General features: G+C 47.5%; 11 protein-coding genes. 9 read left to right on the forward strand and 2 right to left on the reverse strand.

Annotation, left to right across the window (positions count from 1 at the left end):
* Both HMPREF2700_RS11615 and HMPREF2700_RS04020 read right to left on the reverse strand, forming a co-directional pair.
* Positions 1-2,698, reverse strand: a 2,698-nt coding sequence (locus tag HMPREF2700_RS11615) for an ESPR-type extended signal peptide-containing protein (protein WP_283129668.1), incomplete at its 3' end; no start/stop codon positions are given.
* 574 nt (positions 2,699-3,272) lie between these two features.
* Positions 3,273-3,893, reverse strand: a complete 621-nt coding sequence (locus tag HMPREF2700_RS04020; protein ID WP_003680049.1) for an L-threonylcarbamoyladenylate synthase — start codon at positions 3,891-3,893, stop codon at positions 3,273-3,275.
* Between the two features lie 211 nt (positions 3,894-4,104).
* Between HMPREF2700_RS04020 and dusA the strand changes: the two genes are divergently transcribed.
* The 9 genes from dusA to HMPREF2700_RS04065 all read left to right on the forward strand — a co-directional run bounded on the left by dusA (position 4,105) and on the right by HMPREF2700_RS04065 (position 13,070).
* Complete coding sequence (dusA, locus tag HMPREF2700_RS04025; protein ID WP_210389855.1) at positions 4,105-5,115, forward strand: tRNA dihydrouridine(20/20a) synthase DusA; 1,011 nt, start codon at positions 4,105-4,107, stop codon at positions 5,113-5,115.
* Positions 5,116-5,328: 213 nt separating this feature from the next.
* A complete protein-coding gene (locus HMPREF2700_RS04030) occupies positions 5,329-5,811 on the forward strand; it encodes an Lrp/AsnC family transcriptional regulator (RefSeq protein ID WP_003684427.1) in 483 nt (160 codons plus the stop codon).
* 117 nt (positions 5,812-5,928) lie between these two features.
* Positions 5,929-6,525, forward strand: coding sequence for a DUF1415 domain-containing protein (locus HMPREF2700_RS04035; protein WP_070590348.1), 597 nt, complete (start codon positions 5,929-5,931; stop codon positions 6,523-6,525).
* A gap of 14 nt (positions 6,526-6,539) precedes the next feature.
* Positions 6,540-6,899, forward strand: coding sequence for a YbaN family protein (locus tag HMPREF2700_RS04040; protein WP_070590351.1), 360 nt, complete (start codon positions 6,540-6,542; stop codon positions 6,897-6,899).
* Between the two features lie 441 nt (positions 6,900-7,340).
* Positions 7,341-8,759, forward strand: coding sequence for a sodium:proton antiporter (locus HMPREF2700_RS04045; RefSeq protein ID WP_070590354.1), 1,419 nt, complete (start codon positions 7,341-7,343; stop codon positions 8,757-8,759).
* A 337-nt stretch (positions 8,760-9,096) separates the two neighbouring features.
* Positions 9,097-10,440 carry a Na(+)-translocating NADH-quinone reductase subunit A gene (locus HMPREF2700_RS04050; RefSeq protein WP_070590358.1) on the forward strand — a complete coding sequence of 448 codons (1,344 nt, stop codon included), beginning with the start codon at positions 9,097-9,099 and terminating at the stop codon, positions 10,438-10,440.
* Between the two features lie 2 nt (positions 10,441-10,442).
* Complete coding sequence (locus tag HMPREF2700_RS04055) at positions 10,443-11,675, forward strand: NADH:ubiquinone reductase (Na(+)-transporting) subunit B (protein WP_070590361.1); 1,233 nt, start codon at positions 10,443-10,445, stop codon at positions 11,673-11,675.
* Entirely contained in the window at positions 11,668-12,444 is a 777-nt protein-coding gene (locus tag HMPREF2700_RS04060; RefSeq protein ID WP_003675818.1) for a Na(+)-translocating NADH-quinone reductase subunit C, read from the forward strand. Before HMPREF2700_RS04055 ends, HMPREF2700_RS04060 begins: the two co-directional genes overlap by 8 nt.
* A complete protein-coding gene (locus tag HMPREF2700_RS04065) occupies positions 12,444-13,070 on the forward strand; it encodes an NADH:ubiquinone reductase (Na(+)-transporting) subunit D (protein ID WP_003684313.1) in 627 nt (208 codons plus the stop codon). The genes HMPREF2700_RS04060 and HMPREF2700_RS04065 overlap by 1 nt, the downstream gene beginning before the upstream one ends.
* Positions 13,071-13,072 lie beyond the last annotated feature (2 nt).

A 13,072-nucleotide genomic window follows, 5' to 3' on the forward strand; every position in this document is an offset into this window, starting at 1 on the left:
AGGTCAGGCCTTTAGTGTCAACGGTGGTTTTGGCATCCACGCCTTTTTGGATGTTATCTTTAGTGCTTTGAGCGAGGTCGATACTGTAATTAGTTGTGACTGCACCATCGGCTGCGGTTGTAGTATTAGAGGTCAGATTCAAAGCATTGGAAACTTGTACCGTTGCTTTATCTGCGCTGACGGTATAAGTGGTTTCTTTGCCTGAAGTTGTTTTATTAACGTGCGCGTTACTGCCTGCCTCCACCTTGGTCGTGGTTTTGGCATTATTGATGGCATTGGCTACATCGCCGGCAGTCGCTACACCGGCAGTCGGTGCGGACACTGTGCCATTATTATCGACAGACAATGAGCCTTGAGTGACGTTGATTTGAACTTTTGATGCATTCTCGCCATCGGTAACTGCAACGGTCGTCAAATTACCATCGGCGTAGTTGACTGTACCGTTGTTGTTGATACGGGATTTGTCTGTGCCGTTTTGTTGGATATTGTGTCCAACATTGTTCATAACGGTGTACAGTTGGCTACCATTAACTGCATCAGTTGAAGTGGCGGAAATACGGCCTGCGGCAACATTCTGGATTTGGCGTTCATTGCCTGCACTGCCTACAGAAACCGCGCCTGTTGTAGAGGATGAAGAAGCAGCATAGCTGACATTGGTCGCAGCGCCACTATCATTTTTAAATGAGGCATTTTTAGCGGTTGCATCAAAATTATTGGCTGCACCGACAGCGCCATTGCCCAAAGCGACAGAATCTTGAACAGAAGCAGTAGTACCGTTACCCAAAGCAACAGCATTGACGCCTGTAACATTCGCCTGATTGCCGATAGCAATACCATTTGTGGCTGCACTTGTCGTAGATGCAGATGGGCCAATGGCAATTGAGTTTGCACCTTTCGCACCATCGTTATTCCAGTTTTTGGTGCCGTCAGTGCTACCATCAGTTGACTTAACAGAGAAATAACGAACGCGTTCGAGCGCACTCAATACACCATAAAGTTGAGAGCCATTGATGGCATCAGTAGAAGTAGCAGAAATATCGCCGGGGGATACATTGATGATTTGGCGTTCATAGCCTTTAGAACCGACAGACACAACATCACCGGCATCGGTAGTTTGACCGCCTGCCCAAGTGTAGGTCACGCCCATGATTTCGCGTTGAACGTATGCCTTACCTTCTTTATCAGTTTTAGAAGCCGTACCCAAAGCCACAGAGTTCAGCAAAGTAGCCTTCGCGCCTGTGCCCAAAGCTACACTGCCAAAGGCAGTAGCCTGAGATTTAGTACCGATAGCCAAAGATAAATCGGCAGATGAATTAGACTGCACACCCAATGCAACAGAACCTTGACCGGCAATAGTATTACCATAAGAACCGTAATTCATCGTATCACCAGTCATCTCTTTATAAATATCACGCAGACTTTTACCGCTCAGCGTATATTCACCGGTCTTTGTACCTTTTTCATTATATTTGATGAATTTATCCGTTGCATTGCCAGAATATCGAGTACCACCTACCAAATCTAAATCATCACCACCAATCGCAACAGATGAATGACCATTGGCCAAGACATTGCCGCCAACCGCAATAGATTGGTCTCCCTTTGCCCACGCACCCTCAGGTCTGCCCTGTGGATCAACACGGTTACCTGAACCAATAGCAATAGACTGAGTTATCTTAGAACTACTTGAATCGCCTACTCGAGCCGTATTACCAATAGCAATATTATTGTGAGTTACATTCACATTCATACTATTTTGGGAGAGAACCTCAGATGCACGTCCAATAGCAATCGTACCAAGTCCGGTTGCATTCGCGTCTGCACCAAGTGCAATAGCACTTGATGCTGCATTACCCGAAGCTGGAGAATTTGCCACTGCACTTTTACCGATGGCAATGGTATTTCCAGTTTGAGCTTGGGCTGAACTACCTATAGCGATAGACTCACTTTGATAACCCACCGCATTGGTACCGATTGCAATAGCATTTTGCGCATTGGCTGCAGCCTGACTGCCGCTGCCAATTGCAATGCCGTCTTGACCTCTTGATGTGCTGGATTGGCCCAAAGCCATTGAGCCGATACCAAATGCTTGCGCCGAATTACCCAATGCTGTTGTGCTCGTATTATTGGCAAGAGCATTCTTACCTACCGCTGTCGCTTGCGTACCATTTGCTTTGGAATCTGCACCCAATGCCGTTGAGTCTGTAGAAACAGCATTGGCACTTTTACCTATCGCTGTTGCATGTGAACTACTTGCACTTGTATCTGCACCCATCGCAACAGCATGATTCTGAGTAGCCTTGGCATTTGTACCAACAGCAAGGCTGTTATTATGTGTTGCATTTGCACTCGTACCTACCGCAACTGCACCATTAGCCGTGGCATTGGCTGATGCTCCTACTGACAGAGCACCAATACCGGTCGCTGTTGCACCGCTGACCGCAGTAGCACTGGTTGGAGGATCAACCGCAATTTGTCCTCGTCCCGCAGTTGCCGCATACGAATTACCTGCACCCAAAAGAGCTGCCGAAATCACTGTCAATCTAAAAACTGTCGCGATACCATTTTTACCAGATTCGGCAGATACATCTGTACTGTTTTGTTCTGCAGACGATTTCACACGGCCTTTGGCCAATTCGGACGTTACAACGAAAGATTGAATCGTACGGTTCCAAACGACTTTAAATATCTTATTCATTAGTGTGTCTTTCTCTTTTTATGATGGGTAAAAGCGTAGGCGTGAGCATGACGCTACTTTAAAAAATCTATTGCGGAGGATTTCCCTGCAAAATGCTTGCTTCGAGCTGACGTTTATTGTCACTTTAAGACGAAATTTAGGTCTTTTACTATCTTGAAGTGAAATAGTATTTCATACTTACTAAATATCCGCTAGTCGAAAATATAAACCGATTATCTTTAATTTCTAAATAAAATCACGGCTTTCAACCAGAAAAACCAATTATCAAAAGGGCTCCAGCCATGTTTCTATTAATAAGCGGTGTGTTGTATTCCATTGACAAGTCACAAGTAAACACAGTAATCATGCAAGCCATATGCCAATTATTTGAAATATTATTTAAAATGAATTATTTATTAAAAAAACGAAAGAGAAAGGCCGTCTGAAATGTTTCAGACGGCCTTTAATGAAATGATATTGAACATCTACTTGCTTAAATAATTTGGTTTTTAAGCTATCAATAAAATCGGCAATATGCTTTTAATACATCATAGAAAGAATACGCATATCCCTACTTATACAAACACAGATGGTTTTACAAACCGAATACGGCAATATCGCCCTTGCCTTGACGAATCAGCTCAGTGCCATCGGTCATATCGATAACCGTCGTCGGCTCAGTACCGCACCAGCCGCCATCAATAACCAAATCGACAGCATGCTCAAGACGATCTCGGATTTCGTATGGATCGGTCAATGGCTCGTCGTCTTCGGGCAGCATGAGGGTGCAACTTAAAATAGGTTCGCCCAATTCTTGCAAAAGTGCCAAGGCAGTAGCGTTATCAGGAACACGCAGGCCGATGGTTTTGCGCTTGGGGTGAAGCGTGCGATTGGGTACTTCTTTGGTTGCCTGCAGGATAAAGGTATAGCTGCCGGGCGTAGCTGCTTTGAGCTGGCGGAATTGGGCATTATCTACTTTGGCGTAAGTCCCCAATTCGCTCAAATCGGCACACATCAGGGTCAGATGGTGTTTTTGATCGATTTTGCGAATCGTGAGAATGCGCTCCATCGCATTTTTGTCGCCAAGTTTGCAACCCAACGCATAGCAGGAATCCGTAGGGTAAACGATAACGCCGCCACTGCGGACAATATCGGCGGCTTGTTTGATGAGGCGGTCTTGAGGATTATCGGGATGAATAGCGAAAAATTGTGCCATATTTTTTTCCTTATCATTCTAATGGTTTGTTGTTTGACATTTTAAAACTTATTTGGCCGTCTGAATATTGGATTTCCATCACCATGAATGGATTTAGCCTCAGGTACAACACGGTTGCACCCAGTGATACCTTATATATGATTTTGACTTACCGGCTGATATCGAAAGTCAATTTAATACACTATATAATGCGTTATTTTGTTTGAAAGTCATCTCAATGTCTGCTTCTTCCCTCCCCGCCCGCCGCTTGTCTGTTGCACCCATGCTCGATTGGACAGACAGACACTATCGCTTTATGGCGCGACAAATTACACACAATGCTTGGCTTTATAGCGAAATGGTCAATTCAGGCGCAGTGGTTTACGGAGATAAAGACCGCTTTTTGAATTTCAACGAAGGCGAGCAACCGGTAGCTTTACAGCTTGGCGGCTCAGATCCGCATGACTTGGCAATCGCTGCCAAAGCGGCTGAGGCGTATGGCTATAATGAAGTCAACCTAAATTGCGGCTGCCCCAGCCCACGCGTACAAAAAGGCGCTTTCGGCGCTTGCCTAATGAATGATGTAGATTTGGTGGCAGATTGTTTGAATGCGATGCAGAATGCAGTTGAAATTCCGGTAACAGTCAAACACCGCATCGGCGTAGACAGACAGACAGAATATCAAGTCGTGGCAGATTTTGTGGGAACATTACACAAAAAAACAGCCTGCCGCACATTTATCGTCCATGCACGCAATGCTTGGCTGGACGGTTTATCCCCGAAAGAAAACCGCGAAGTCCCGCCACTCAAATATGAATACGTCTACCGCTTGAAACAAGAGTTCCCCGACTTGGAAATTTTGATTAACGGCGGCATCACCACCAATGAAGAAATTGCCGAACATCTGAAATTTGTCGATGGCGTCATGATCGGGCGCGAGGCTTATCACAATCCAATGTTGATGCGTGATTGGGATGCGCTGTTTTACAACGATGCACACGCACCAATCCAATACGCAGATTTAGCAGCTTGGCTATACGCATACAGCCGCGAACAAATCGCCTCAGGGCGCGGTACCATTCTGCGCCACATCGTCCGCCATGCACTAGGCTTGATGCACGGACTAAAGAATGCCCGCACTTGGCGCCGTATGCTCTCAGATGCCGCCTTGCTAAAAGACAACGACGGCAGCCTGATTCTAGACACATGGAAAGAAGTCGAACGCGCAAATATTTGGGATTAATGCCATATCGTGCGAATAAATGAAAGGCCGTCTGAAACATCCATTTTCAGACGGCCTTCATCTTTTCATCACTACATAAAACAAATTCGCAACACTCCTTATAAGACAATTTGTCGCCCATCTGAACTCAATATATAATTTAACCATACAAGTCTTTATTTTTAAGCATTTTTCATTTTTAAAACATACATTGTCTACATTGGGAGAACCATCATGCCTCATCTAAACTTGGATAAAACGGATTTAAAGATTCTGCAGGTTTTGCAGGAAAATGGGCGGTTGAGCAATGTTGAGCTTTCTGAAAAGGTGGCGCTCTCCCCTTCTCCCTGCCTGCGCCGTCTCAAACAGCTTGAAGATGCGGGCATCATTCAAAAATATGCGGCCCAGCTTTCTCCCGTATCTTTGGGCTTGGGTTTGCAGGCTTTTATCCGTGTTTCAATTAGCAAGGCAAAAGATGCGCGCGAGGATTTTTCCGAATCTGTCCGCGCTTGGCCGGAAGTATTGAGCTGCTTTGCTTTAACGGGCGAAACCGACTATCTGCTCCATGCGTTTTTTACCGATATGAACGCGTTTTCCCATTTTGTTTTGGACACGCTGCTTTCGCACCATGGCGTGCAAGATGCGCAATCGAGTTTTGTGTTGAAAGAAATTAAAAACACGACCGCTCTGCCTTTGGTTCATTTGGTTCAGGATTAATGATTTGAAACTGATAAAGGCCGTCTGGTGTTCAGACGGCATTTTAAATTCCAATGGTTTGCTTTCACGCCCATACACTTGTATACTTTTTAAGAATAATCCACATAAGCTTTTACTATGACTGACACCACCCATCTCGATACCAATACTGTTTCAGAACATACCAAACAATGGCTGGAAAAAGCCGTTATCGGGCTGAATCTCTGCCCGTTTGCCAAAGCGCCGCACGTTAAAAACCTGGTTCGCATCGTTGTCAGCGAAGCCCGTCATTTGGACGGTTTCCTTGAGGACTTGGATCGTGAATTGCAGCTTCTGGACAATACACCCGCTTCGGAATTGGAAACCACTTTACTGGTTCATCCAACGCTATTCCCTGATTTTGAAACCTTCAACCAAATGCTGGAAATTGCCGACGATGCGGTTGTAGAAAACGAATTGGAAGGCATTGTCCAAATTGCGCCGTTCCATCCCGATTTTCAATTTGAAGGCACGGAAGCCGACGACATCAGCAACTACACCAACCGCTCGCCCTACCCGACTTTGCACTTGATTCGTGAAGACAGTATTGCCAAAGCGGCTGAAGCGTTTCCCGACGCCTCGGCAATTTTTGACCGCAATATCGCGTTACTGGAAAAAATGGGGCACGAAGGCTGGGATAAATTAGACATTCCGCGTTGTCCATTTCCGCATCACAAGCCGTCTGAAAACAAATAATTGGTGATGGGAATATGATTCGCTATTTGTTGATTTTTTGCGGCGCATTGTCGCTTGTCTTGGGCTCTATTGCCATTTTCCTGCCATTACTGCCGACTCCGCCTTTCATTTTATTGGCCGCCGCCTGTTGGGCAAAAGCTTCACCGCGCTTTCATAATTGGCTGTATCATCACCGCCATTTCGGCCCGATCATACAAAACTGGGAAAACAACGGCGCCGTGCCGCGTAAGGCAAAATTCTTCACTATCGGCATGATGACTGTTTCTTGCCTGTTTATGTTTTGGCAATTTCCAGAACGCTGGTGGATTGGTGCCATATCGTCAGTTTGTTGCAGCTGCGTGGCAGTGTGGATGTGGTTACGGCCGGAAGCATAAAATAAAACAGGTGGGCATTTTTGCTCACCTGTTTTTGTTTCCACACCTAATTTATCCATTAAAACAATCAGTAAGAACCAAAACACCCTATTCACTCCTCATTTTTCAGAAGGCCTCCATTTATCCAATCAAATGTAAATTTTAGCTAAAATTAATTCAAAGCATTTTTTCGATAGTATTCTTTTCAAGATTTCAAACTCCTGTTTCAAAATCATTTTTTTACTACTTCCCACTACTCCCATCGCTTTTATTTCTTTATTTGTATCAACATTTCTTTTGATTCCAATATTCTAAACCATCCCTTAACACTTGCTTTGCGTTATACTTTCCCCTAACACAACCGCGCAGTTCGTCTGGATATTTTCAGACGGCCTGAATATTTCACCGCCGTGCTCTCTCAACGAAGTTCATCACGGCGCAACAGAATAAAAAGGAAATACCATGCGCTATCTCTCATTTTCACTGCTTCTTGCCGCCCTTCCTGCTGCGGCATCCGATTTTGACGGCTCATCCGCAAGCCTGCTTTGGGGTCTGCCGTTTGCACTGATTCTCTTGTCTATTGCACTCGGGCCTCTGTTTTTCTCCCATACTTGGCACCATCACTTCGGCAAAATTACAGCGTTTTGGACACTGCTGTTTTTAACGCCGTTTATCGTAACCTTTGGTTTCGGAGCCGGCGTACATACCGTTGCCCATGCGTTGGTTGAAGAATATATCCCCTTTATCCTGTTGCTTTTGGCGCTCTATACCATTTCAGGCGGTATTTTTGTCAGCGGAGATTTGCATGGTTCGCCCAAATTGAACACTGCCCTGCTGGCAGTCGGTACCGCTTTGTCGTCCATCATGGGGACGACAGGCGCGGCGATGTTGATGATTCGTCCGCTTTTGAAAGCCAACCATAAACGCCACTACCGCGTTCACATCGTGATTTTCTTCATTTTCTTGGTGGCGAATATCGGCGGCGGTCTGACTCCTTTAGGCGATCCTCCTCTGTTCTTAGGATTCCTGAATGGCGTAGATTTCATGTGGACGGTCAAACACATGCTGATGCCTGTATTGATCAGTTCTGTGGTTTTGCTGGCCGTTTTCTACATCATCGACAGCCAACACTTCAACCGTGAACAAAGCGAACACCTTGCTCCCGCTCCTTCCGATAAAGAAGAAAAAGTCAAAATTTACGGCAAATGGAATTTCCTGTTGCTGGCCGGTGTAGTCGGCGCGGTTTTGCTGTCCGGTTTGTGGAAACCAAATCATCCGGGCTTTGAAATCTTGGGCAGCCATTATGCCTTGCAAAACCTGATGCGCGATGGCATTTTGCTGGCTTTGACCGCCGTATCTTGGATTATTACGCCCAAACAGGTACGCGCAGGCAATGAGTTCAACTTCGAGCCGATTGCCGAAGTGGGCAAACTGTTTTTGGGTATTTTCATTACCATTTCACCTGTTTTGGCGATTTTGAAAGCCGGTGAAACAGGCGCATTGGCTTCCGTTGTTTCTTTGGTCCACGATGCGGCAGGCAATCCGATTAATGTGATGTATTTCTGGATGAGCGGCATTTTGTCGGCATTCTTGGATAACGCGCCGACTTATTTGGTGTTCTTCAATATGGCCGGTGGCGATGCCCAAGCCTTGATGACAGGCCACCTGTTCCATTCGCTGCTGGCTATATCCATGGGTTCGGTGTTTATGGGCGCGCTCACTTATATCGGTAATGCGCCGAACTTCATGGTCAAAGCCATTGCCGAACAACGCGGTGTGCCGATGCCTTCCTTCTTCGGCTACATGGCATGGTCGGTGATTGTATTGGTACCGCTGTTTGCCCTGCATACGATGATTTTCTTCGTTTGGCAGCTCTTTTAAACTTAGAGGCCGTCTGAAATTCAGACGGCCTTTTATTTTCAGCTATATCATCAAATATAGCGTTTAAATATCAATCAGTTAAAAATTATTTCTCTTAACACTCGATTACACATTCCTACTTTTTTCCCACTTTTCCCGTAAAAATAAGCGTAAAACTGACATAAAGCAGCCTATACCTGATAAAATCTAAAGCTTTGTTGTTTGCGTTTATTCGTTGTTTTTATAGCAAACCTCTGCTTTTTTCAGACGGCCCATCCTTTGTTTCAAAGCATTATATGCCGTCTGAAAAAACAATCCGACATCCGAATCTCAACCCACCAAAAAGTAACGCATCCTTATGATTAAGATAAAAAAAGGCTTAGACCTGCCTATCGCGGGCAGACCGGAGCAAGTCATTTATGACGGCCCGGCCATTACCGAAGTCGCGTTGCTTGGCGAAGAATATGTCGGCATGCGCCCCTCGATGAAAATCAAGGAAGGCGAAGCCGTCAAAAAAGGCCAAGTGCTGTTTGAAGACAAAAAGAATCCGGGCGTAGTATTTACTGCTCCGGCTTCAGGCAAAATCGCCGCGATTCACCGTGGCGAAAAGCGCGTACTTCAGTCAGTCGTAATTGCCGTTGAAGGCAACGACGAAATCGAGTTCGAACGCTACGCACCTGAAGCGCTGGCAAAATTGAGTAGCGAAGAAGTGCGCCGCAACCTGATTCAATCCGGTTTGTGGACTGCGCTGCGCACCCGTCCGTTCAGCAAAATCCCTGCCGTCGATGCCGAACCGTTCGCCATCTTCGTCAATGCGATGGACACCAACCCTCTGGCTGCCGATCCTACGGTTATCATCAAAGAAGCCGCCGAAGACTTCAAACGCGGCCTGTTGGTATTGAGCCGCCTGACCGAACGTAAAATCCATGTGTGTAAAGCAGCAGGCGCAGATGTGCCGTCTGAAAACGCCGCCAACATCGAAACACATGAATTTGGCGGTCCGCACCCTGCCGGTTTGAGTGGCACGCACATTCATTTCATCGAGCCTGTCGGTGCGAACAAAACCGTTTGGACCATCAATTATCAAGATGTGATTGCCATTGGCCGTTTGTTTACAACAGGCCGTCTGAACACCGAGCGCGTAATTGCCTTGGGAGGCTCTCAAGTCAACAAACCGCGCCTCTTGCGCACCGTTTTGGGTGCGAAAGTATCGCAAATTACCGCCGGCGAATTGGTTGACGCAGACAACCGCGTGATTTCCGGCTCAGTATTGAACGGCGCGATTGCACAAGGTGCGCACGATTACCTCGGCCGCTACCACAATCAGATTTCCGTTATCGAAGAAGGCCGCAGCAAAGAGCTGTTTGGCTGGGTTGCGCCACAACCGGACAAATACTCCATCACGCGCACAACCCTCGGCCATTTCCTGAAAAACAAACTCTTCAAGTTCAACACAGCCGTCAACGGCGGCGACCGCGCCATGGTACCGATCGGCACTTACGAGCGCGTAATGCCCTTGGATATCCTGCCTACCCTGCTCTTGCGCGATTTAATCGTCGGCGATACCGACAGCGCTCAGGCACTGGGTTGCTTGGAATTGGACGAAGAAGACCTCGCTTTGTGCAGCTTCGTCTGCCCGGGCAAAGACGAATACGGCCCGCTGTTGCGTAAGGTGCTGGAAACCATTGAGAAGGAAGGCTGATTATGGGCTTGAAACATTTTCTTGAAAAAATCGAACCGCACTTCCTGCCGGGCGGCAAACATGAAAAATGGTATGCCCTCTACGAAGCTGCGGCGACGATTTTCTATACATCCGGCGCGGTAACGCGCAAAGCGGCCCACGTCCGCGATGCGCTCGACTCCAAGCGCATGATGATTTTGGTGTGGCTGGCTTTGTTCCCTGCCATGTTCTACGGTATGTACAACGTCGGCGCGCAGGCATTCAGTGCGTTAACGCCTGATTTGCTGCAACAAAATATCGCCAACGACTGGCATTACGCCCTTGCCAACGCTTTGGGCATCAATATGTCGTCTGAAGCGGGCGTATTGAGCAAAATGCTCTTCGGCGCGATTTTCTTCCTGCCGATTTACGCGACTGTATTTGTCGTGGGCGGCTTCTGGGAAGTTTTGTTCGCCACTGTACGCAAACACGAAATCAACGAAGGTTTCTTCGTAACTTCGATTCTGTTTGCTTTGATCGTTCCCCCTACCCTGCCTTTGTGGCAAGCGGCTTTGGGTATTTCTTTCGGCGTTGTGGTTGCGAAAGAAGTATTCGGCGGTACAGGTAAAAACTTCATGAACCCTGCGCTTGCAGGCCGTGCGTTCCTGTTCTTCGCCTACCCTGCCAACATTACCGGCGACACCGTTTGGACGGCGGTTGACGGCTATTCTGGTGCCACTGCGTTGGCGCAATGGGCGGCACACGGTGCAGACGGCCTGAAAAACGCCGTTACCAATCAATCCATTACTTGGATGGATGCGTTTATCGGTAACGTGCCCGGTTCTATCGGCGAAGTATCCACTTTGGCGCTCTTAATCGGCGGCGCGTTTATCGTGTTTGCCCGCATTGCCTCTTGGCGCATTATTGCCGGCGTGATGATCGGTATGATTGCCATGTCTTCGCTGTTTAACTTCATCGGTTCGGACACCAACGCCATGTTCTCCATGCCTTGGTACTGGCACTTGGTGGTCGGAGGCTTCGCCATCGGTATGCTGTTTATGGCGACCGACCCTGTTTCCGCTTCCTTTACCAATGTCGGCAAATGGTGGTACGGCGCGCTTATCGGTGTAATGTGTGTGTTGATCCGCGTAGTCAACCCTGCTTACCCCGAAGGCATGATGTTGGCGATCCTGTTTGCCAACCTGTTTGCCCCGATTTTCGACTATTTCGTCGCACAAGCGAACATCAAACGCAGAAAGGCGCGCAGCAATGGCTAAGAAATTCGATAAAGACAGCTTCAGTGGCACGCTGATTGTGGTATTGGTTGTCAGCCTGATTTGTTCCATCATCGTTGCCGGTGCGGTCGTCGGCTTGAAACCAATCCAAGAGAAACAAAAACTCCAAGACAAACAAGGCTATATCTTGAGCGTAGCCGGTTTGATGGATAAAAACACCGACATCAGCAAAACATTTGCCGAGCGTATCGAGCAACGTGTCGTGGACTTGGCAACCGGCGAATACGTCGCCGATGCGCCTAAAGACTTCAGCGCACGCGTTGCCGGCAAAGACCCTGCCCAAAGCATCCAAATCAAACCTGAAGACGATTTGGCAGGCATCAAAAGCCGTGCCAAATACACTGAGGTTTACTTGGTAAAAGGCGATGACGGCAAAGTCAGCCAAATCATCCTGCCTATGCACGGTAACGGTTTGTGGTCTGTTATGTACGGCTTTGTCGCCATCCAACCCGATGGCAACACCATCAACGGCATCACCTACTACGACCAAGGCGAAACCCCGGGCTTGGGCGGCGAAATCGGCAATCCGTTGTGGCAACAAAAATTCGTCGGCAAAAAACTGTTTGACGAACAAGGCAAACTCGCCCTGCATGTTGGCAAAGGCGCAAGTTCGGACAAAGAACACGGCGTAGATGCCCTCTCCGGCGCATCGCTGACATCTAAAGGCGTGCAAGGTTCGTTCGCCTACTGGTTCGGCGAAAACGGCTATATCCCCTACCTGAACAAATTAAAATCAGCAGGAGCACAATAATGGCTGACATGAAACGCTTGAAATATTTGATGTTTTCACCCTTTATCGACAACAACCCGATTGCCTTGCAGGTTTTGGGAATTTGTTCGGCTTTGGCGGTTACCACCAAACTTCAGACGGCCATCGTAATGGGTATTTCCGTAGCTTTGGTAACCGGTTTTTCCAGCTTCTTCATTTCTTTGGTACGCAACTACATCCCCAACAGCATCCGTATTATTGTGCAAATGGCGATTGTTGCTTCCTTGGTAACGCTGGTTGACCAACTGCTCCAAGCCTTTGCTTATGAGCTGTCCAAACAGCTGTCCGTATTCGTCGGCCTGATTATTACCAACTGTATCGTGATGGGCCGTGCCGAAGCATTCGCCATGAAAGAGCCGCCGCTGGAAAGCTTGGTTGACGGTATCGGCAACGGCGCAGGTTACGGCATGATGTTGATCATCATCGCAACCATCCGCGAACTAATCGGCTCTGGCAAGCTCTTTGGCTACACCATTTTCCAAACCGTACAAGATGGCGGCTGGTATCAAACCAACGGCTTGTTCCTGCTCGCTCCCAGCGCGTTCTTCATCATCGGTTTCTTGGTATGGGGTCTGCGCACTTGGAAACCTGAACAGGCGGAGAAATAACA

The organism is Neisseria sp. HMSC068C04 (assembly GCF_001810105.1).
In the GTDB taxonomy this organism is placed as follows: Bacteria; Pseudomonadota; Gammaproteobacteria; order Burkholderiales; family Neisseriaceae; genus Neisseria; species Neisseria flavescens_B.